We start from the raw sequence: 23243 nt of genomic DNA, 5'->3' as shown, positions 1-23243 counted from the left end.
GTGACCCAGCACCGGCCCCCCACCGCCGCCCCGACGCCGACGTCGTTCCGGCACCCCTCCCCTGTGTGAGCGCCACACCGCCTGCGGCGGAACGCGACCGCGTCCCTCCCGGCGGCACCCCCAACTTCGAACCCCCGCGCAGTCTCCGTCCTCAACGGACTGCGGGAAGGAACAGCGGAACCATGACCGAATCGGCCGTGCCCATGTCCCCGTCCCAGCAGGGCATGTACTTCGACAGCCAACTGCGGGACGCGTCCGAGTACCACGTGGCGCTCCACCTGCGGATCGAACCGGTCCCCGCCGAGCGCCTCGAACGCGCCGTGCGGACGGTCGCGGCCGAGCAGCCCGCGCTGCGCAGCGCCGTCAGGAACGGCCGCAACGGGGTCGCGTACGTCGTCGCCGAGTCGGTGGCGCCCCCGTTCGCCTCCCACGACCTGCGCGGCAGGGAGTCCGAGGCCGACGCGATCGCCGCCGAGGCGACCCGCGCGCCCTTCGACCTCGCGCAGGCGCCCCTCCTGCGCGTCGTCCACTGCGCGCTCGGCGACGAGGACCGCCTCGTCCTCGTCTGCCACCACCTCATCGCCGACGGCCTCTCGGTGAGCCTCCTCGCCGAGCGCCTCGTCTCCCTCGCCCGCGGCACCGCCGCCGAGGAGGTCGCGCCCGACACCGGTTTCCTGGCGTACCAGGAGAAGCAGGCCGCCGCGCTCCCCGCCGCGAAGGCCGAGCGGCTGCGCGAGTACTGGCGGGAGAACCTCGCCCGCCAGGAGGCCCCCGACCTCGCGCACTGGCTCGACGCCGGCACCGGCGACGAGGTCGGCCGCGAGATCCGCCTGCCGCTGGACGCCGAACTGCGAAGCGCGTTGGGCGCCACCGCGAGAGAGGCCGAGGTCTCGGAGTACACGCTGTTCCTCGCCGCGTTCGGGCTCCTCGTGGCCCAGTACGCCGGGACCGAGCAGGCCTCCGTCGCCACCCCGTTCGCCGACCGGCCCGGCATCGAGATGGAGCAGAGCGTCGGGTGCTTCATCAAGACCCTCCCGGTGCACGTCGACGCCGCGCCGCGCCAGAGCGTCCGCGAGATGCTCGAACGCCTGAGCGCCGAGGTCGTCGGCTCCTGGAAGCACCTGAGCCACTCCATCGCGAACGTCCTCGGCGAGTACCCGTCGCTGGGCCGCGTCTACGACGTCACCTTCATCCACGACTCGTACCCGGCTTACCCCGCGGGCGTGCTCGGCACGGTCCGCGCCGACCGAGTCGAGTTCCCCGGCAAGCTCACCGTCCTGGTCGAACGCGTCGGCGACGAGGCCGCGATCGTGCTCCAGTACAAGGAGTCGGCGCTCTCGGCCGACAAGGCCGAGCGCTTCGCCCGCCGCTACCTGGCGCTGCTCGAACGCGTCCCCGGCTCCCTCGACGCGCCGGTCGCCTCGCTGCGCCCGCTCCTCGAACCCGAGTCCGAGCGCCTCATCGCCGCCCTCGACCGCACCCACTACTTCGACTGGGAGCCCGCGCACCTCGGCGACCTGTTCCTGGCGAAGACCGCCGCCGACCCCGCCCGCACCGCCTGGTCCGAAGGCACCCGCGACTACACGAACGCGTGGGCGCACGACGCCTCGGTCCTCGTGCAGCGCAAGGTCATCGAAGCGATCGGGCGCCGCGGCGGGCCCGTCGCGGTCCTGCTGCCGCGCGGCGCGCACCTGCTCGCCGGGGTCTTCGGGACCGCGCTCGCCGGCAGCGCCTACGTCCCGCTTTCCCCCGACATGCCCGCCGAGCGCGTCGCGCAGATCCTCGACGACGCCTCGGCCGCCGCCGTCCTCACCGTCGGCACCGCCGACCTCGCGCTCCCCGCAGGGGTCGCGCGCCTGAACATCGACGAATGGGAGGACCTCGCCGCGCTCCAGAGCGAACGCGAGGTGCACGAGCGACCCGCCGAGGTCGAGCGCGGCCCCGGCGACGTCCTGTACATCGAGTACACCTCCGGCTCCACCGGCGTGCCCAAGGGCGTCGTGGTCACCCACGCCAACGTCCAGAACACCGCCATGGACCTCGAACGGCGCTTCCCGCTGCGCGAGGACGACGTCTACCTGCTCAAGACCGCGTTCACCTTCGACATCTTCGGCACCGAGGTCTACGGCTGGCTCTTCGGCCAGGGCCGCCTCGCGATCCTGCCGGTCGGCCACGAGGGCGACGCCCTGTCGGTCCTCGGCGCCGTCCGCGAGCGCCGCGTCACCCACGTCAACTTCTCCCCCACGATGCTCCGCGTCGTCCTCGACGCCGCCCGCGCCAACGACCACTGGGCCGACCTCTCCTCGCTGCGGTACGTCTTCAGCGGCGGCGAGGCCCTGACCGGGGACGTCGTGGAGCGGTTCTTCGCCCTCTCGCCCGGGTGCACGCTGGAGAACGTCTACGGCCCCACCGAGGCCACGATGTGGGCGACCCACGGCACCGTGACCGCCGAGGACACCGGGCCGATCGCCCCGATCGGCAAGCCGCTCAACGACTACCGCGTCCTCGTCCTCGACTGCGAGGGCGGGCGCTGCGGCGTGGACCTGCCCGGCGAGGTGTGCGTGGCGGGCGCCGGGGTGGCCGTGGGCTACCTCAACCGCGACGAGCTCAACGCCGCGCACTTCGTCGAGAACCCCTACTACGACCCCGAGGCCGACCCCGACCACATGCGGCGCATGTACCGCACCGGCGACCTCGGGCACCTGCGCGCCGACGGGCGCTTCGCGTTCATCCGCCGCATCGACCGGCAGGTCAAAGTGGGCGGGGTCCGCATGGAGCTCGGCGAGATCGAGCAGGCGCTCCTTCGCGTCGAGGGCGTGGTCGAGGCCGCCGTCCTCGTCGACGACTCGGCCGTGCCGGTCCGCCTGGCGGGCTGCTACACCGGCGCGGCCGAGCCCGCGCAGGTGAGGGAGGCGCTCTCGCGGCACCTCATGCCGCACCTGGTGCCCTCGGCGCTCGTGCGGCTCGAAGGGCTGCCGACCTCGGCGGCGGGCAAGCTCGACCGCCGGGCGCTCAAGGCACTGCTGCCCGCGCGCGTCGCGGCGGCGCCGGTCGCGGCGGCCTCGCCGGTCCAGGAACGCGTCGCCGGGCTGTGGCGGCGCGTCCTCGGCACCGCCGAGGTCGACGCCGAGGCCTCGTTCTTCGCGCAGGGCGGCAACTCGCTCAGCCTCATGACGCTGCAACTGGAGCTGCGTGAGGAGTTCGGGCGCGAGATCCGGATCACCGAACTGCTCAAGCACCACAGCGTCGCGGCGCAGGCGCGCCTGCTCGGCGAGGACGCGCCGCAGGAGACCGCGACGCGCTCGCACGCGCGCCGGGACGGGGACGTGGCGATCATCGGCATCGGGCTCCAGGTGCCCGGGGCGGGCGACGCGCGGGCGTTCTGGGAGAACCTGCGGCGCGGCGACGAGTCGATCACGTTCTACGACGACGCGGCGCTGCGCGCCCTCGGCGTCCCCGAGTCCGACCTGCGCGACCCGGCCTACGTCAAGGCCAAGGGCCGCGTCGAGGGCGTCGACGTCTTCGACGACGCGCTCTTCGGGATCGCCCCGGCCGAGGTCGACGCGACCTCGCCGCAGCTGCGGCTGCTGTACAAGTGCTTCTGGCAGGCCTGCGAGGACGCCGGGTACGACCCGCGCTCGCTGCCGGGCCGCATCGGCGTGTTCGCGGGCGGGAACGACGACTTCGCCTGGTACGAGCGGGCGTTGACGGGCGCTGAGGGGTTCGGGGACGCCTACCAGAACTTCACCCTCGCCACCAACCACTTCCTGTCGACGCGCCTGTCGTACCACTTCGACCTCAAGGGACCGTCCATGTCGTCCCTCTCGGGCTGCTCGACGTCGCTGCTCACCGTGCACCAGGCCGTGCAGTCGCTCCGCGCGGGCGAGTGCGACATGGCCGTCGCGGGCGGCGTGACGCTGGAGCTGCCGAACTCGGGCGGCTACCGGTACGTCGACGGCATGATGCTCTCGCCGGACGGCCACTGCCGCCCCTTCGACGCCGAGGCCGCGGGCACCGTGTTCGCCAACGGCGCGGCGCTGCTCGTGCTCAAACCCGTCGAAGCGGCGCTGCGCGACGGCGACCCGGTGTACGCGGTCGTCAAGGGCTCGGCCGTGGGCAACGACGGCGGCGCGAAGCCCTCCTTCACCGCCCCGAGCGAGGACGGCCAGTACGAGACGATCCGCGCCGCCTACGACGCCTCCGGCGTCGACCCCGCGACGGTCTCCTATGTGGAGGCGCACGGCACCGGGACGCTCCTGGGCGACCCGATCGAGGTCGCCTCGCTCTCACGGGTCTTCGCGGCGCACGAGAACGGCGCGATCGCACTGGGGTCGGTCAAGGGGAACGTCGGCCACACCGACTCCGCGGCCGGAGCCGTGGGCCTGAGCAAGGTCGCGCTGTCCCTGCGCCACCGGTACCTGCCGGGGACTCGCAACTACGCCGTCCCGAACCCGGCCGCCGACTTCGACGCGACCCCGTTCGCGGTCTCGGCGGAGGGAAGGCCGTGGCGCGGCGAACGACTGCGGGCGGGCGTCAACTCCTTCGGCGTGGGCGGCACCAACGTCCACATGATCGTCGAGGAGGCCCCCGCGAGGGAGGCGACCCGCGACAACCCGCACGAGCTGCTCCAGTTCGCCGCCGCGAGCCCGGAGGCGCTGCGGCGCACTGCCGAACGCGTCGTTCGTGACCTCGCGGGCGACGCCGACGCGTCCCTCAGCGACGCCGCTTTGACGCTGCGGTCGGGGCGCGCCGCGCTCCCCTACCGCACCGCCATCGCCGTTTCCGGCGGCGAGGACCGCGACGCGTGGGCGGCGCGGCTCGCCGCCGCCCCGGTCGCCCGCGCCGCCGCAGGCGGCCGGACCGCCCTGCTGTTCTCCGGCCAGGGCAACCAGCACCACCGGATGGGCATGGGGCTCTATGAGAGCGACAGCGCCGCCGGGGAGGTCTACCGGCGCTGGAGCGACGAGCTCGTCGGGTACCTGCCGCCCGCGGAGGCCGCCGAGTTCCGCGCCGTCCTGTCCGAGGACGACGGGCGCGTGCACCGCACCGAGTGGTCCCAGTTCGCGCTCTTCAGCGCCCAGTACGCCACGGCGAAGGTCCTGGAGTCCTTCGGCGTGGTCCCCGACGTCCTCATCGGACACAGTATCGGGGAGCTCACCGCCGCCGCCCTCGCGGGCGTGTGGCGCCTGGAGGACGCCGCGCGCCTCGTGCGCGAGCGCGGCCGCCTCATGCAGGCCCAAGCCCCCGGCGTCATGCTCGCCGCCACCGCGCCCGTCGAGCGTGTCCGGCGCGCGATCGAGGGCTTGCCCGACGTGTGGGTCTCGCTCGACAACTCGGCCGAGCGGTGCGTGCTCGGCATGGCCGAGGGCGCCTTCGGCGCCGTCGTGGACCGCCTCGAAGCCGAAGGCGTCCAAGGCGTCCGGCTCCACACCTCGCACGCCTTCCACACCCCGATGATGGCCGGGGCCGCCGAGGCCTTCGCCGCGGCGCTCGCGGGCGTCCCGGCGCAGGACCCGTCGATCCCCATCGTCGGCAACGGGACCGGGCGCCTCGTGCGGCCCGGCGAGATGACCGACCCGGCCTACTGGGCCGATCACGTCACCGAGCCCGTGCGCTTCACCGAGAGCCTGCGGACCCTCTTGTCGGACGGGCCGCTGTTCGGGATCGAGCTGGGCCCCGGGCGCAGCCTCACCACCTTCGCCTCCCACGACCCGCAGCGCGGCGACGAGCACGTGTTCGTCAACGCGCTGCGTCACGCGATGGACCCGGCCGCCGACGAGGCGCACCTGCTCGGCGCGCTCGGCGGGCTCTGGAGCGCCGGGCTCGCGATCGACTGGCGCCGCCACGACCGCGGCCGCCGGATCTCGCTGCCCGGCTATGTCTTCGACGAGACGCCCCACCCCCAGGACGGTCTCGCCGAGGCGTCGCCGGCGGCCCCGAAGGCGACCGAGGCGCGGACCGCCGGTCCGACCGGCGCGCTCGAAGGCGTCGTCGACGCCTTCCGGCACGTGCTCGGCCACCGGGAGGTGGCCGCCGGCGACGACTTCTTCGCGCTCGGCGGGGACTCCCTCAAGGCCACGGGTCTGGCGGCGCGCCTGCGCCGCGAGGCGGGCATCGAGGTGACCGTGGCCGAGATCTTCGCGTCCCCCACGCCCGCCGCGCTCGCGGCCCGGTTCCGGGACGAGGGCCCTGCGGCGGGCATCGCGAAGGCGCCGGCGCTGGAGGACTACCCGCTCAGCGCGGCCCAGACCCGCATGTACCTCGCGGCGAAGCTCGCGCCGGAGGGCCTGGTGTACAACATGCCCTCGGCGACGCTGCTGCGCGGCACGCTCGACCCCGAACGCGTCCGCGACGCGCTCCGGCTCCTCGTGGAGCGGCACGAGCCGCTGCGCACGGTGTTCGCCCTGCGCGACGGCGAGGTCCGGCAGCGGGTGCTCGACGCCGCGGACTTCGGCGAGCCGCCGGTGGCGTTCTCGCGGGGCGAGGTCGGCGAGGGCGAGAGGGCGGAGTCGCTCCTGGCGGACTTCGTGCGGCCCTTCGACCTCGAACGCGGACCGCTGTTCCGGATGGCGGTCGTGGACGGCGGCGCCGGGGAGAGCCTGCTGCTGTTCGACGTGCACCACATCATCGCCGACGCGACCTCCGCGGAGGTCCTCAGCCGCGACTTCAGCCTCCTGTACGCCGGAAAGGCGCTCCGGGCGCTCCCGTTGCAGTACACGGACTTCGTCATGCACGCGCAGGACACGGCCGCGGCCGAGGCCGCGCTCCTCGCCGAGTTCGCCGACGCCCCGTCGCAGGACCTCCTCGCGCCCGACCGCGAGCGCGGTTCGCGGGCGCCCGAGGCCGACCGGGTGGAGCTCTACTTCGGACCGGACCGGGCCGCGGCGGTGAAGGCCCTCGCCGAGGCGCACGGCGCGACGCCGTTCATGGTCATGCTCGCGGCCTGGGGCGCGCTGTTCGCCCGCTACGGCGACTGCGAGGACCTCGTGATCGGCGCGCCGGTCACCGGGCGCACCGCGAGCGAGACCCGCGAGATGGTCGGCATGTTCGTCAACATGATGCCGATCCGGCTGCGGCCGAACGCGACGGAGGGGTTCGGAACGTACCTCGACGGCGTTCGCGCCTCCGTCCTGGAGGGACTGGCGCGTCAGGACGTGCCGTTCGACCGGCTCGTGGAGGGCCTGGGGCGGCCGCGGACGCTCGGGCGGCACCCGCTGTTCGACGTCTCGTTCGACTACCACAACATGGAGCGCCACGAGGTCGCGATCGACGGCGTGGGGGCGCGCCAGCTGGACCTGCGCCCGCACGCGGTCGGCATGGACCTGGTGGCGACGTGCACCGAGTCGGCCGGGGAGCTGGCGCTCCACATCGACTTCGCGGCCGACCTGTACGACCGGGCCACCGTCGAGCGCCTCGCCGGGCACTACGACGAGCTGCTGCGGCGCGCGTGCGCCGACGACTCGACGCCGGTGGGGACCGTGCCGCTCCACGCGGCCGCGGTGCTCCGGGCGTTCGCGCCGCGCCCGGTCGCGGAGGCGTTCACGCCCGTCCACGAGATGATCGCCGCGGTCGCCTCGTCCTCCCCGGAGGCGACCGCGGTCATCGACGGCGACGGCACCCGCTACAGCTACGCGCAGCTCGACGGCCTGGCGAACGTGCAGGCCGCGCGGCTCTTGGAGGACGGCCTGGAGGCGGGCGAGCCGGTCGCGCTGTTCGCGGCCCGCAACGTCAACCTGCTCATCGCGCAACTGGCGATCCTCAAGGCGGGCGGCGCGTACGTGCCGCTGGACCCGGCGCACCCGGCCGAGCGCCACGAGCGCATCCTCGCCGACGTGCGCCCGCGCTTCGGGTTCGCCCCTGCGGGTTTGGCGGCCACGTCGCGGATCGCGACGGTCGTCGACATCGACACGTGCCAGAACGAGTCCCCTGTGGAGTTCACGGGGCCGGAAGTGGGCCCGGACGACCCGATCTACTTCGTGTACACCTCGGGTTCGACCGGGAATCCGAAGGGCATCGCGGTCAAGCACCGCGGCGTGGCGAACCTGCTGCGCGACCACCGCGAGCGGGGCCTGTTCGGGCCCGGGGACGTCATCATCGGCCTCGCCGACCCGACCTTCGACATCTTCGCCTTCGAGAGCCTCATCCCGCTCGCCTCCGGTGCGGGCGTGCACATGTGCCCCGAGGACGACCGGAAGGACGCGACGGCGATCGCGGCCCGCATCGCCGACCACGGCGTCACCCACATCCAGACGCCGGTCTCGAAGATGACGGCGCTGTGCGGCAACCGCCGCTTCCGGGCGCAGCTGCACCGCCTGCGCCTGGTGGTGTGCGGCGGCGAGCACTTCCCCGAGAGCCTGCTGGCGCTGCTCCAGGAGGAGACGACCGCCCGCGTGTTCAACATGTACGGCCCCACCGAGACCACGGTGACGGCGACGGTGAAGGAGTTCGGCTCCGGCGACGCGGTCACGATCGGCTCCCCGGTCTCGGGGACCTCGGTCCTCGTGGTCTCCCCGCACGGCATGGTCCAGCCCGACGGCGTGCCCGGCGAGCTTTGCATCGCCGGGGAGGGTCTGGCGGTGGGCTACACGAACAACCCGGAGGAGCAGCGGCGGGCGTTCACCGCGATCGCGGCCCTGCCGGGGGTCTCGGTGTACCGCACCAGGGACGTGGGGGTGCGGCTGCCGAACGGCGAGTTCGTCCTCAGGGGACGGCTCGACCACCAGGTGAAGGTCCACGGCAACCGGATCGAGCTCGGCGAGGTCGAGAAGACCGCGATGCGCGCCCCCGGCGTGTCCTACGCGGTGGCCGCCGTCGAGGACGGCGACCTGGTGCTCTACTACACGGCCGCTTCGTCGCAGGACCCCGCGCCGGCGATCCGCGAGGCCGTCGCGGCGGCGCTGCCGGACTACATGCGCCCCGACGCGCTGCACCTGCTCGACGCGATGCCGAAGCTGCCGAACAACAAGGTCGACCGGAAGGCGCTCAAGCGTCCGGCGGCACCTGCCGAGTCCCCTTCGAGTGTGCCTTCGGCCGCTCCTTCCGCTGCTCCTTCAACCGTGCTCGACGTGGTCCTGGCCGCATGGGCCGCCGTGCTCGGCAGGGCCGTGGGCGCGGGCGACAACTTCTTCGACGTGGGCGGCAACTCCTACAAGCTCATGCTCGTCGCCAACCGCCTCGAAGAGGCGCTCGGGACGGACGTGCCGCTGGTGCGCCTGTTCGAGAACCCGACCCCGCTGGGCCTGGCCGAGTCGCTCGGCGAGTCGCCGAACCTCGAAGCGGGCCGGAACCTCGAAGCGGCACAGGACGAGCCGGTCTCGATGGCCGACCTCGCCGGGATCTGGGGCGCGGAGGACAAGGCCGAGCGGCGCATCGCCGTGATCGGCATGGCCGGGGTGCTCCCGGGCGCCGAAGGCGTGGCCGAGCACTGGGACAACCGGGCCCGCGGCACGGTCAGCATCGCCCGCTTCACCCGCGAGGAGCTGCTGGACGCGGGCATCGCGCCCGAGGAGGCCGACGACCCGAGGTACGTGGGCGCGCGCGGCTACGTCGCCGCCGACACCTTCGACGCCGACTTCTTCGAGTACTCCGAAAGGGACGCCGCGGCGATGGACCCGCAGGCGCGCCTGCTCCACGAGACCGCCTGGCACGCCCTCGAAGACGCCGGGTACACGCCCGGCCCCGACACGGGCGACATCGGCGTGTTCGTCGGCTCCGGCACGAACTTCCCGTGGACGGCCGGATTCCTCGACCGCAAGGACGACCCGGTCGGCGCGTTCGAGGCGATGACGCTCAACGAGAAGGACTTCCTCGCCACCCGCATCGCCTACAAGCTCGGGCTCACCGGCCCGGCCGTCAACGTCCAGACCGCCTGCTCCACGTCGCTGGTGGCGATCCACCAGGCCGTGCGGAGCCTCCGCGAGGGCGAGTCGGACCTGGCGATCGCCGGCGGCGTGGCCCTCAACTTCCCCAGGCGCGAGGGCTACCGCTGGCAGGAGGGCATGATCTTCAGCCGCGACGGCGTGTGCCGCCCGTTCTCCTCCGACGCCGACGGCACGGTCGCGGGCCAGGGCTGCGGCGTCGTGGTCCTCAAGCCGCTGGACCGGGCGCTCGCCGACGGCGACCACGTGTACGCCGTCATCGCCGGGACCGCCGCGAACAACGACGGGCGCCGCAAGGTCGGGTACACCGCCCCGAGCGTCCAGGGCCAGAAGGAGGTCATCCGGGCCGCCCTCGCCGACGCCGGTGCGAGCCCCGACGACGTCGGCTACATCGAGACGCACGGCACCGGGACGGCGCTGGGCGACCCGATCGAGTACGAGGCGCTCGCCTCGGTCTACGGCGGCGGCGGCCCGTGCGCGCTCGGCGCCGTCAAGGGCAACATCGGGCACCTCGACGCGGCCGCGGGCGTGGCCGGGTTCATCGGCGCCGTGGGCGTCCTGCACCGCGGCGAGATCCCGCCGATGGCGAACTTCCGCTCCATGAACCAGGCCGTCGACCAGTCCGGCGCCCTCTTCGTGCCCTCCGCGCGGATCACCGCCGGGCCCGGCGCGCTGCGCATGGCCGCGGTGAGCTCCTTCGGGATCGGCGGGACGAACGCGCACGTGGTCCTCGAAGCCGCACCGCCGCGCGCGACCGCTGCAACGGTCGAAGGCGAGCACTGCCTGCCCGTCTCGGCCCGCACCGAGCGCTCGCGGCGGCGGAGCCGTGAAGCGCTGGAGAGCGCCATGGTCGACGGTCCGTCCCTTGCGGACGTGTCGTTCACGCTCGCCAAGGGACGCGCGGTGTTCGACTCGCGCGCCGTCGCGTTCGCCGCCGCCGGGCGACCGGTGGAGTGGATCGAACCGCAGGACGCGCCGCTGGCGGTCGACGCCTCCGACGACGCGGCCTTCACCCTCGCGGGCGGGCTCCTGCGGGACGGCACCGCCGCGGGCGCGGCCCTCCGCGATGCCGTCGAGCGGGAACTGGGCCGCTTCGACGCGGGCCTGCGCGACGCGCTCCGCACGGCCGTCTTCGAAGGGACCGCGCCGAACCCGGGCGCGGCCCGGATCGCCCGGTTCACGCTCGCCGCCGCGCTCCTGCGCCTCACCGGGCCCGAGCACCTCCACGCCCCCGCCGGATCGGACCTGGTACTGCGGACCGCGCTCGCGTTCACGCGCGGCGAACTCGGCGCCGCCGAAGCCGTGCGCGCGCTCGGCGCGGGGTCGGGACCGAAGGGCGGCACCGTGACCGGCAATCCGTCGATCATGGACGGACCGGTGGACGCCCGCGTCCTGCGGCGCCTCCTCGCCTCCCGCTGGGTGCGCGGCGGCGAGGTCGAGCGGACCCTGTTCTGCTCCGAAGGCGCGCGTGTCCCGCTGCCGGGCTACGACTTCGAGCCGCGGCCCTTCGTCGCCGACATCAAGTGGAGCGACCTCGGCCGCGCACACGAGCCGGCCGCACCGGTCGCCGCGGGCGCCGCGGAGGCGCTGCGCGAGGCGTGGACCGAAGTCCTCGGCGGCGACCCCGCCGCGGAGGACGACTTCCTCCGCTCCGGCGGTGACTCCCTGACCGCCGTGCACCTGTGCGCGCTCGTCGAGCGCCGCACCGGACTGCGGCTCTCGGTGGCCGAGGTCTTCGCCGACCCGCGGTTCGCCGCGATCGGCGACCTGCTCGCCGCCAAGGCGATCCCGAACGCCGTCGGCACCGACGCCTCGGCGCCGGCCTCGCCCGCCCAGCGGCGCATGTACGCCGTCTGCGCGCTCCAAGGCGACACCACCGCCTACAACCTCGCCATCGCCTACCGGGTCCGCGGCGCGCTCGACCCCGAACGGCTCCGCGCGGTCCTGAAGGGACTCGCCGAGCGGCACGAGCAGCTGCGCGCCTCCTTCCACCTCGAAGGCGGCGCCCTCGTCCAGAGGATCGCGGCCGAGGCCCCCGACCTCCTCCAGGTCGTGGACGCCACCGAGGCCGAGGCCGACGCCAGGCTCACCGCCGAACCGCGGCCCTTCGACCTCGCGACCGCCCCGCTCATGCGGGTCGAGGCCCTGGCCGTGGACGGCGAGATCCGTCATCTCCTGGTCGACATGCACCACATCATCGGCGACCAGCAGTCCCTCGGCGTCCTCGCCGACGACCTCGCCGCCGCCCTCCGCGGCGACGCCCAGGGCGAACCGGGCCTCGCGTACACCGAGTACGCGCGGACCCTCGCGGCGGCCGAGGCCGCCGGGGATTTCCAGGCGGACGTCGCGTTCTTCGCCGACCTCCTCGGCGACGGCGCCCCGCGCCTGGAACTGCCCGCCGACCGCACCCCCGCCGAACCGGCCACGTTCGACGGCGACCGGCACGCCCTCACCTGCACCGTCGACCGGGCCGCACTCACCGACCTCGCGAAGCACTGCGGCGCAACGCCGTACATGGTGTTCCTGGCCGCGCTGACCAGGCTCCTGGGCCTCTACAGCGGCCAGCGCGAGTTCGTGCTCGGCACGGCCGTCTCCGGGCGCACGCTCCCGGGCACGGAGCGCACGGTCGGGATGTTCGCGAACACGCTGCCGCTGCGGGTCGCCGACGACGCGCGGCGGACCGTCCGCGAGGCGGTCGGCGGCGCGAGGGAGGCGGCGCTGGCGGTGCTGGGCCACCAGAACGCCCCGTTCGAGGCGGTGCTGTCCGCTTTGGACCTGCATCCGGGCGGGGACGTGCATCCGCTGTTCGACGTCCTGTTCAACTACGTGAACACCGGGACGGAGGAGCTGTCGCTGGACGGGGTGCGCCTGGACGCGCTGCCGCCGGGGCGGTTGAAGAGCCGTTACGCGCTGTCGTTCAGCGTCGCGGAGCGGGCCGGGGACTTCACGGTGGACGTGGAGTACCGGACGGAGCTGTTCGACCGGTCCACGGTGGCGCGCATGGCCTCGCAGCTCGACGAGCTGCTGAAGTCGATGGCGGCCGATCCTGAGGGGATCGTGGCGGACCTGCGGCTGGAGTCGGAGGCGGAGCACCGGAGCCGCCGGGCGGCGCTGACGGCGGCCGGTCCGGCGATCGACGCCTCGCTGCTGGAGCGAGTTCAGGCCTCGTTCGCGGCCCACGCGGGGCTCCCTGCGTTGCGTTGGGACCGTTCGGAGTGGAGTTACGCGGAGGTCGACCGGATCACCGACGATCTCGCGGGCGGGCTCCAGGCCGCCGGGGTCGGCGAGGGCGACTTCGTCCTGTGCCTGCTCGAACGCGGTCCCTGGCAGGTGTTCTCGCGGCTGGCGCTCATGAAGTGCGGTGCGGTGGAGATCCCGCTGGACGCGCAGACGCCGACGGAGAGGATCGCGGGGACCATTGAGGACAGCGGCGCGAAGGCGGTGCTGTGCAGCGATCTCCGGGTGCACGAGTGGCCCGAGGGGGTCGCGGCGCACCGGCCGGAGCGGCTGAACGGTCCGTACCGGGCGCCGGAGTCGATCACGGCCGCGAGCCCGCTGGTGATGATCTACACGTCGGGGACGACGGGTCGCCCGAAGGGCACGCTGGTGACGCACGGCGGCATCTTGAGCACGTGCGCCGACAACGGGTACACGGACTACGGTCCGGGCGAGCGCGTCCTGCACTTGACGGGCTACACGTTCGACCCGTCGCTGCTGGACCTGTACAGCGCGCTGCTGGCGGGTGCGACGCTGGTGATGGGCGGGCACGACCTCAACATGGACGTGAAGCTCCTCGCGGGGTTCCTGCGGGACGAGCGGATCGACAAGGGCATCCTCATCACTGCGGTGTTCCACCTGCTCATGGCGGAGCAGCCGGAGGCGATCGCGGGCATGTCGGCGCTGTACGTCGGCGGGGAGGCCATGCAGCCGTGGGCGGCGCGGCTCGCGTTCGAGGTGCTCGGCCCGGGCGGGCTGTACAACCTGTACGGGCCCACCGAGGCGTCGGTGTGCACCACGTACTTCCGGGTGGACGAGGTGCCGGACCTGCCGCGGATGCCGATCGGCGTCCCGGCCCGCAACCGGGGGCTGTACATCGTGCACCCGGACGGGACGGACGTGCCGCGCGGCGTGCCCGGGGAGCTGTGCGTGGCCGGGCCGAGCCTGGCGATCGGCTACCACCGGCGCCCTGAGCTGTCGGCGGAGAAGTTCACGGGCGCGGTCGGTTCGATCGGGGAGCGGCTGTACCGCACCGGGGACCGGGTGGTGCTCGACGGCGCGGGCCGGATCGTCTACATCGACCGGATCGACCAGCAGGTGAAGCACGCGGGCTACCGGATCGAGCTGTCCGAGATCGAGCTGGTGCTCCAGGACTGCCCCGGGGTGACGGAGGCGGTGGTGGTGCACACCAAGGACCGCAACGACAGTCGGCTGACGGCGTTCTACACCGGGGAGTCGGCGCCCGGCGAGGCGGGCCTGCGGGAGTTCCTGGCGGCGAAGCTGCCGCGGTACATGGTGCCGCAGCGGCTGGTCCGCAAGACTGCGCTGCCGCTGACCTCGCACGGCAAGGTCGACAGGAAGCTGCTGGCGGCGGAGGTGGACGCGGCGCCGGAGCCGGTGGCCGCGCCGGTCCCGGCGGCGCCCGAGGGCGCCGACGCGGCGGTCCTGGCGGCGTTCCGGGAGGTGCTCGGCGCGCCGGACCTGGCGGCGACGGACGACTTCTTCATGGCCGGGGCCCAGTCGCTCCAGGCGATCGCGGTGGTCAGGGGCCTACGCGAGTCCGGTGTGGACCTCGAGGTCGGTGACGTGTACCGCCACCCGACGGCCGCGCGGCTCTCGGCGGCGCTGCGTCCGGCCGCCGAGGCGCCGACGGTCCGCGAGGCGCGGACGCTGGCGCCGGGGCAGTTGCGGCGCAGGGTCGAGTGGGCCGTGGAGGACGCCCGCAGGGCCGCCGCCGCGTTCGCCTCCGAGGCCGCCGCCTACCGCTTCGACATCGGCGCGGCGGCCCGGCTCCACCGCGCCACGGGCGCCGAGTCCGGCGCGTTCATGCACACGCTCACCGGCGTCGACCCCGCCGACGCGCAGGAGGCCCTGGCGGCGCTCGCCGTCCGGCACGAGGCGCTGCGGGCCCGCATGGACGGCGACGACTTCGCCGTCATCGGCACCGAGGCGTTCGGGCTGCTGCCGGGCCTGGTCCCGGTGCAGGACGTGCGGCGCCTCGACGCGGCCCAGGCCGCCGAGTTCACCGCCTCCGTCGCCCGGGAGCTGGGGGCGGCGCCGTTCACCGAGGGCCTGCTGTGGCGCTGCGTCCTCGTCCGCGAGGGCGACGAGTCGCTGCGCCTGGTGTGGGCGTTCCACCACGGGGTCTTCGACGGCTTCAGCGCGGACGTGCTCCGCTCTGAGCTGCCGCGCCTGGCGCGCGGCGAGGACCTCGGCGAGGCGAAGCGCTACAGCGACTTCCTCGACGCGGTCGCCGGCGCCGAGACGGAATCCCTCATGGACGGTCTGGAAACCTGGACGGCCGCGAGCCGGGCACAGGTCGCCGCGCTCGGGGACTCGGATCTCGAACGGCGCGTGAGCGTTCCGCTCGACGGTGCCAATCCGCTGGAGGCGGCCCTGCGGGAGGTGCACGGGCGGCTCTCGGCCCTGACGGGCGAACGGAACGTGGCGATCGGGCTCGTGTCCGACTGCCGCCGCTGGCGGGGCGAGGACTACGCCGACTGCGTCGGCGAGTTCCTCGACGTGGTCCCGGTGCTCCTGCGCGGCGAGGGCGACCAGCCCGCCGTCTCGGCGCGCCTCGCCGAAGTCCAGGCCCGCGGCGTCCACCACCTGCACGCCCTCACCGGCGACGTCCAAGCGCCCCTGCGGGAGCTGGCCGAGGCGTACCGGGGACCGCTGGACCTGGTGCTGGTGAACTTCCAAGGCCGCATCGACGACGCCGACATGGCGGAGGCGGGCGAGGACGGTCCGGCGATCGCGTCGGCGCACCTCAACGTGTGGCACGACGACGCGTCGCTGCACCTCGAATGGGTCGCCACGGCGGGGGCGGGCGCATGAGCGAGGTCCCCATCGTCGTCACGGGCCTGGCCCTGCGCCTGCCCGGGGCGGCCGACCAGGGCGAGTTCTGGCGCCTCCTCGCCGAGGGCGTCGACCGCACCGACACCGTCAGCGAGGAGCGGCGCCGCCTCGTCGGCGCTCCCCAGTGGAGCGACGTGATCGGCGAGATCGACGGCATCGACGAGTTCGACGCGGCGTTCTTCGGCATCGAGGACGACGAGGCGCGGTTCATGGACCCGCAGCACCGCAAGACGATGGAGGTCGCCTACGACGCCGTGTGCGACGCGGGACTGCTGGAGGCCGGGAAGACCGCCGACCGGCGCTACTCGGTGTTCACCGCGATCTGCACGAACTCGTACTACCCGCTGGTGTGCCGGTACATGGAGGAGCAGGGCATCGCGGCCACGCACCCCCGGACCATCATGAACAGCATCAACAGCGCCCTGGCCGCGCGGATCTCCCACCAGTACAACCTCACCGGGCCGGTCATGGCCGTCGACACCGCGTGCTCCTCGTTCCTGACCGGGCTCTCCCAGGCCGTCGAGTCGATCCGAGGCCAAGGCTGCCTCGGCGCCGTCGTCGCGGGCGTCAACATGCTCAGCGCCCCCTACAGCACCATGCTGTGCGACTGCGGCGGCATCACCACCGCGCACCCCTACACGCGCGTGTTCGACGAGGAGGCCGACGGCACGCTCATCGGCGAGGGCGCCGTGGTCTGCGTCCTCGAACGCGAGGACGTGGCGCTACGCCGCAACCGCCGGATCTACGCGCGACTGCTCGGCCACGCGGTCAACAACGACGGCTCGTCGCTGAACATCATGGCGCCCAACCCCAGGGGCCAGGCCGACGTCGTCCGCGACTGCTACGCGACCGGCGTCGACCACACCAGGGTCGGGTACATCGAGACCCACGGGACCGGCACCAGGATCGGCGACCCGATCGAACTGAACGCGCTCGGGAAGGTCTACCGCAAGGCCGACTTCGGGGACCGGACCATCGGCATCGGCTCCGTGAAGTCGAACATCGGGCACCTCCTCGCCGCCGCGGGCGGCGCCGGACTCGCCAAGCTGCTCTTGAGCATCCGCAACGGCGCGATGGCCCCGAACCTGCACCTGAAAACCCTCAACCCGCTTTTGGACCTGGAGTCCACGCCCTTCGAGGTGGTCACCGAGACCCGGCCGTGGCCGCGCGAGGACGGGCGGCCGCGCGTCGGCGCCATCACCTCGCTCGGCCTGGGCGGCACCAACGTCCACGTCGTCGTCGAGGAGGGCCCGCCCGAGCGGACCGGGACGCCCCTGGCCGAACCGCTCCTGTGCCTGTCCGCGGCCGACCCGGAGGCGCTGCGGCGCATGATCGCCGACCTGGAGCGGTACACGGCCGCGGGCGGCGTCGACCCGTACAACCTCGCGATGACGCTCGCGCGGTTCCGGCCCTCGCACGCCTGGCGCGCCACCGCCCGCCTCGACCGGGCCACCGGCGCCCTCACCGTGCTGCGCACCACCGCGCGCGAGCGGACCGTCCGGCGGCTCCTGCTGCGCCCCAACGAGGCCACGCTCGCCCGCGAGGCGTTCTTCCAGGAGGTGTTCGCCGGCCGCGTGCGCACCTCCGACGCCGAACCGGGGCGCACCGAACTCGCGGTCGCAGTGGACGACGGCACCGCCTTCGACGCCGAGACCTCGGTCCTCGACTCCCGGCTCTCGGAGACCGAGATCGCCGCCGAGCTGTTCATGCGCGGCTGCCTCGTCGACTGGGGACGGTTCTTCCCCGACGGCACCGGCACCGTGCTCACCCTCCCCCGCTACCCGTTCGCACCGCAGCCGCACTGGCTGACGTTCTGAAAGGACACCCATATGGACGAAGAGCAGATCAAGGCCGTGCTCACCAAGCTCATCGCCGACGAGATCGGGACGGCCCCCGGCGAGATCGACGAGCAGGCGAGCTTCATGCGCCTGGGCGTCTCCTCGGTGCAGGCCCTCAAGATCGTCAACCGGCTCCGCAAGGAGCTCGACATGGACATCAACCCCGTGGCGCTCTTCGAGTTCAAGACCATCGAGGACATCTCCGGCTACCTCGCCGAAGCCTTCGACTAGGGCCTGTCCTGTGAATCAGGGGGCGGCGATATCCGAGTCCGTTCGTTCGCTCGCAAGGCGGAAGGCCCTGCCGATACCGGGGTTGTATCGGCAGGGCCGACAACGAAGCGAGCGGGCGAACGGGCCGGATAGCGACCGGCCTGATTCACAGGACAGGCCCTGAACACCGCCCGCCCCTCCCCCGCGACTTTAAGGACCACCGTGACGCTCACAGCGCAGACCGCGAACCTCCGCTACCACGAGAGGCTCAAGCGCGTCCTCCCCGGAGGCGTGCACTACAACTTCAACATGCCGTGGGAGGAGGTCCCGCTCCACTTCGTCGACGGCAAGGGCAGCCGCCTGACCGACATGGACGGCAACGAGTACCTCGACCTGTACGCCCGCTTCGGCGCCATGATCCTCGGCCACGCGCACGAGGAGTACCTCGACGCGCTCCAGGAGGCGATGGGCCGGGTGCTGTGCGTCAGCCACTGCGACTTCGACGCCGACCCGCTCGAACTCATGAACGCGCACATCCCCTCCGCCGAGATGATCCGCTTCGGACTCTCCGGCACCGAGATCCTCCAGACCGCCCTGCGGCTGGCGCGCGCCCACACCAAGCGCAACCGCTTCCTGCGCTTCGAGAACCACTACCACGGCAACGCCGACAACATCATGGGCGGACGCGTCACCGACCGGCGCCACCCCGTCCCGGTCGACTTCCGCGGCGACTACAAGGGCACCGCGGGCCGCGCCGCGAACGTCATGGCCGACCAGTCGTACATGCTGCCGTGGAACGACGTCGAGCGCCTGGAGGACTTCTTCCGCGAGCACGGCGAGACGCTCGCGTGCGCCGTCACCGAGCCCGTGTGCGTCAACGGCGGCTCCATCGAGGCGGCCCCCGGGTACCTGGAGCGGCTGCGCGAGCTGTGCACCGAGTACGGGACCGTCCTCATCTTCGACGAGATGATCACCGGCGTGCGCATGGGCGTCGGCGGCGCGCAGAAGCGCCTCGGCGTCACCCCCGACCTGACGACCTTCGGCAAGGCGATCGGCGGCGGCGGCGTGCCCGTCTCGGCCCTCGTCGGCAAGCGGGAGATCATGGCGCTCCTGGAGAGCAAGAAGGTCGTGCACGCCGGGACGTACAACGGCTACCCCCTCGGCAGCGCCGCAGTCAAGGCCACCTTCGAGATCCTCTCGCGCGACGACGAGGCCGTGCTCCACGCGATGCACCGCCGCGCCGCCGAGCTCCAGTCGATCCTCGTCGCCGAGGCCGCCGCCGCCGGCCTCCCGCTCATCGTCCAGGGCCCGCCCGGCGTCGCCTCGTTCCACTGCACCGACACCCCGCTGGAGCACCCCGGCCAGTACGACTTCGACCTCATGAGCAAGGACATCATCGTCGCCACCGCGCTCCAGCGCCACGGCGTGCTCATCTCCAGCATCTCCCGCATCTACCCCAACGCGCAGCTGTCCGACCTGGACCTGGAGTACTTCCAGGTCCACGCCCGCAAGGCGCTCGGCGAGGCCGAGCGGTCCATCGCCGAGATCTTCTGAAAAAGGAGCACCCTTCCGTGTCCGAGACCACCCCCGCCGCGAAACGGCCCCTGAAGCCGTACGCGAAGTACCTCTACCTCTACCTCTCCCTGACGATCGGCTCCGTGTGGGGCCTGACGATCTTCTACCTGGCGGCCTACGACTTCGCCGTCGCGACCCTCGGCGAACTGCACCTGCGCAACCCGATCGTGGTGGTGATCCTCCACAGTCCCCTCATCGCCGCCGTCGTCGTCCTGTGCATGTACGACGGCCTGCGCGGCCTCGCGAACTTCGGCCGATCCCTGGTGCCGCGCAGGAAGGACCTCGTCTGGATCCCGATCCTGCTCGCGCTCATGTTCGGGTACATCTTCGCGATCCGCTACCTGTGCATCCTGCTCGGCATCGAAGTGCCCGCCGAGACCGAGACGCCCGTCGAGATGGTCCTGACCTTCCTCGAACTGTTCTACATGGAAGTCGGCATGGTGGCCATCGCCATCGGCTGGTTCGGGTTCTTCCTGCCGCTCATGCACCGCGTCACGGGTTCGCACGTCAAGTCCGGCGTCCTAACCGCCCTGGGCATCGGCGTGTTCGTCGCGCCCGGCAACGTGTTCGCGTCCTTCGACCTCGCCATCGCCTGGCCGCTGTACGTCACGCAGCTCAGCGTCCTGTGCGTCGGCATGAGCTTCCTGCTCAGCCGCATGAAGGGCAACGTGCTGTTCTTCCTGCTGCCGTTCTGGGCCTCGGCCTCCGGCAGCGCCATGAAGCTCTACCTGTTCGCCATCCCCACCCAGCTCGTGCAGATGACCGTCTTCGCGATCCTGACGGTGGTCCTCGTCCTCGTCCTCAAGCGACAGGCCCCCGGCGGGGTTCTCGACGAGCCGTTCGCGTTCCCCGACTACCTCGAACGCGAGTACACCGTCCGCAAGGGAGCGGTGTTCCCCGGGGCGGGCGACCGCAGCCGCGAGACCCCCGAGGGCGTCGAGCCCCCCGAGCTCGCCGCCGCCGGGCGGACGGAGGCCGCGTGAGCACCCCGATCCTGTGGAACCTCCGGCCCTCCGAGACCGGCCGCCAGATCGTCATGTTCCCGTTCCTGGGCGGTTTCGGGGCCTCCTTCAACGGCCTCGTGCGCGGCCTCGGCGGCGACTGGGACGTGTGGACGGTCAACCCGCCCGGGCACGGCCCCTCCACCGAGCCGCCGTACCGGTACCTGGCCGCGCTCGTCGAGCGCTACCTCACGGCCCTGAGGGACGTGCTGCGACCCGACGCGGTCCTCTTCGGACACAGCATGGGCGGCGTCGTGGCGTACCACGTTCTCCAGGCGATGGCCGCGCGTCCCTCGTTCGCGCGGCGGCTCCCCGCCGACCTCGTGCTCTCGGCGGCCCGCGCCCCCGAGCGCCTGGAGATCGGCGGGCGGGCCCAGCTCCCCGAGGACGAGCTGCTCGCGCACCTGCTCGCCTTCGGCGCCATCCCGGCCGAGGTCGCGGGCGACCGCTCGCTCATCGAGCTGTTCCTGCCGGCCTTCCGCGCCGACTACCAGGTGCTGGAGGACGCGAAGCGGCTGCCGCCCGCGAAGCTCGACGTCAGGGCGCACCTCGTCCTGGGCGGGCGCGACCCGCAGACGCCCGAGGGCTCGGCGGCCGAGTGGCAGGCCTACTTCACCGAACCGGTCCGCACCCACGTGCTCGGGGACCAGGAGCACATGTTCGTGCTCCACGACACCGAGCGCCTCGACCGCATCCTCAACGACCTGGAGCGCGTCGCCGCATGGCAACGGTGACGCCGGCCGAGCGCCGCCCGGAGGACTGGACCGACGCGGAGGTCGCCAAGGGCCTGCGCGCGTTCATGCTCATCTGGGCGGCGCAGCTGACCGCCCGGATCGGCAACGGGCTCACGGCGTTCGGCCTCGGCGTCCACGTCTACCGCGAGACGGGTCAGAGCACGGCGGTCGCACTGGTGACGATGGCGGCGTTCCTGCCGGGGGTGCTGCTCGCCCCGCTCGGGGGCGTCCTCGCCGACCGGTTCGACCGCCGCCTGCTCATGATCCTCGGCGACGGCCTCTCGGCCGTCGGACTCGTCGCGCTGCTGGTGCTGCTGCACAACGGCATCGGCAGCGTCGCGGTCATCTGCGCGTGCGTCGCGTTCGGCTCGCTCTTCACCTCGGTCATGGACCCGGCCTACCGCGCCACCGTGAGCGACCTGCTGACGCCCGAGCAGTACGCGAGGGCGGGCGGACTCGTGCAGTTCACCTCCGCGGCCCAGTACCTCGTCTCCCCGGCGATCGCCGGGGTCCTCATGGGCTGGTTCGGCATCCGGCTCGTGCTCATGGTCGACATCGCGACGATGGCGGTCACGGTGGCCTGCATGGCCCTGGTGTGGCGCACGGTGAAGTCCCCGCGGAGGACGGCGCCGACGGGCTTCTGGGAGGACTTCCGCTCCGGCGTGTCCTTCCTGGCCGCCCACCGCGGCATCACCGTCCTCATGCTGCTGGTCACGCTCGTGACCTTCTGCATGGGATTCCTCCAGACCCTGTTGACCCCCATGGTCATCGACCTGTCGAGCGAGGAGGTGCTCGGCGCCGTGCGCTCGGTGGCGGCCGTGGGCATGGTCGTGGCGAGCCTCGCCATCGGCGTGTTCAACATGGGCTCGCGCCACCTGACGTACATCGCCGTGGCGCTCGCCGCCGCGGGCGTCACCGTCGCCGCGATGGGCGTCGCGGTGAACGTGCTCCTCATCGGCGCCTTCGCCTTCCTCTTCTTCATGACGCTGCCGCCGCTGAACACCAGCGTCGAAGTGCTCGCGCGCGCCTCGATCCCCAACGAGACGCAGGGGAAGGTCTGGGGGCTCATGGGCCTGATCTCCCAGCTCGGCTACATCGGCGCCTACGCCGTGTCGGGCCCGCTCGCCGACGGCCTGTTCAACCCGCTGCTGGTGTCGGACGGCGCCCTCGCCGCGAGCCTGGGCCCGGTCTTCGGCACCGGCCCCTCGCGGGGCATCGGGCTGCTGCTCGTCCTCGTCGGCGCGCTCCTGGTCGGCACGGCGCTGCTCATCCCCCGCGTGAAGAGCATCAGAACGATCGAAGAACAACTCGTACGACAAACACTGCGAACCAAGGAGAAAGTCTAGATGTGGATTCTCGCCATCATCGGCATCGGCGTGGTCACGGCCGTCGTCCAGCTTGCGATACAAGGGTTCTCGGCTGATTCGGCCGAGACGATGAAGGTGTTCCTGCTCCACCAGTTCGCCGTCTCGCATGGGATCATCGCGGTGGGCGGTTTCATCATGAACGTGCTCTATCCGAAGAAGACGGCCGACCAGCTCGGCTGGGCCACCAGCCCCTTCCAGGTCAAATACGGGTTCGCGCAGGTGGGTCTGGGCGTCATGGGCGTCCTGTCCATCTGGTTCCAGGGCAACTTCTGGGTGGGCACCCTCGTGACGCTCTACATCTACGGCCTCAGCGGACTGTGGACGCACACGCAGGAGATCATGCGCAAGCGTAAAGAGGACGGGAAGACCGATTGGGTCGAAACGAGCAACATCGTCCTCGACGTCGTCTACCACCTCGTGCTCACCTGGATGTCCCTCCAGATCCCCGGGATCTGGGCCCTCCAGTAGTAGTACCCCGGTACCGCCCGCCGCGCCGGTTTCGCTCCGCGAGCGGACGACCGGGCGGCAGGCGGGCCGTAGCGTCAATCACATGAACGACCCCTCC

8 protein-coding genes are annotated in these 23243 nt (G+C 72.5%); all 8 read left to right on the top strand.

Annotated features, from left to right (window positions below; translation table 11 throughout):
• Positions 1–182 precede the first annotated feature (182 nt).
• Positions 183–15932 (top strand): non-ribosomal peptide synthetase/type I polyketide synthase, encoded by a 15750-nt coding sequence (locus tag E9998_RS20705; protein WP_136531591.1) that lies wholly within the window; start codon positions 183–185, stop codon positions 15930–15932.
• The gene (locus E9998_RS20700; RefSeq protein WP_158299910.1) at positions 15929–17770 is read left to right on the top strand and encodes a polyketide synthase; all 1842 of its coding nucleotides are present in this window, start codon (positions 15929–15931) and stop codon (positions 17768–17770) included. Before E9998_RS20705 ends, E9998_RS20700 begins: the two co-directional genes overlap by 4 nt.
• 12 nt (positions 17771–17782) lie before the next feature.
• The gene (locus E9998_RS20695) at positions 17783–18022 is read left to right on the top strand and encodes an acyl carrier protein (RefSeq protein WP_136531589.1); all 240 of its coding nucleotides are present in this window, start codon (positions 17783–17785) and stop codon (positions 18020–18022) included.
• 201 nt (positions 18023–18223) lie between these two features.
• Positions 18224–19555 carry an aspartate aminotransferase family protein gene (locus E9998_RS20690; protein ID WP_136531588.1) on the top strand — a complete coding sequence of 444 codons (1332 nt, stop codon included), beginning with the start codon at positions 18224–18226 and terminating at the stop codon, positions 19553–19555.
• Positions 19556–19572: 17 nt separating this feature from the next.
• Positions 19573–20559, top strand: a complete 987-nt coding sequence (locus E9998_RS25535) for a hypothetical protein (RefSeq protein WP_158299909.1) — start codon at positions 19573–19575, stop codon at positions 20557–20559.
• On the top strand, positions 20556–21311 hold the full coding sequence (locus E9998_RS20675; RefSeq protein WP_204745573.1) for a thioesterase II family protein: 756 nt from the start codon (positions 20556–20558) through the stop codon (positions 21309–21311). The genes E9998_RS25535 and E9998_RS20675 overlap by 4 nt, the downstream gene beginning before the upstream one ends.
• Entirely contained in the window at positions 21299–22657 is a 1359-nt protein-coding gene (locus tag E9998_RS20670; RefSeq protein ID WP_136531587.1) for an MFS transporter, read from the top strand. The genes E9998_RS20675 and E9998_RS20670 overlap by 13 nt, the downstream gene beginning before the upstream one ends.
• Positions 22658–23146 (top strand): DUF6790 family protein, encoded by a 489-nt coding sequence (locus E9998_RS20665; RefSeq protein WP_136531586.1) that lies wholly within the window; start codon positions 22658–22660, stop codon positions 23144–23146. It abuts the gene before it with no gap.
• The last annotated feature ends 97 nt before the right edge of the window (positions 23147–23243 follow it).

Source organism: Glycomyces paridis (assembly GCF_004912155.1).
In the GTDB taxonomy this organism is placed as follows: Bacteria; Actinomycetota; Actinomycetes; order Mycobacteriales; family Micromonosporaceae; genus Glycomyces; species Glycomyces paridis.
Note: the sequence above shows the minus strand (reverse complement) of the source record. Positions and strands in the feature narration are given on the sequence as shown.

Excerpts from the sequence above, each read along its gene's own strand:
- E9998_RS20695 (WP_136531589.1), top strand. The coding sequence starts at position 17,783 with ATGGACGAAGAGCAGATCAAGGCCGTGCTCACCAAGCTCATCGCCGAC.
- E9998_RS20670 (WP_136531587.1), top strand. The coding sequence starts at position 21,299 with ATGGCAACGGTGACGCCGGCCGAGCGCCGCCCGGAGGACTGGACCGAC.
- E9998_RS20665 (WP_136531586.1), top strand. The coding sequence starts at position 22,658 with ATGTGGATTCTCGCCATCATCGGCATCGGCGTGGTCACGGCCGTCGTC.
- E9998_RS20700 (WP_158299910.1), top strand. The coding sequence starts at position 15,929 with ATGAGCGAGGTCCCCATCGTCGTCACGGGCCTGGCCCTGCGCCTGCCC.
- E9998_RS20705 (WP_136531591.1), top strand. The coding sequence starts at position 183 with ATGACCGAATCGGCCGTGCCCATGTCCCCGTCCCAGCAGGGCATGTAC.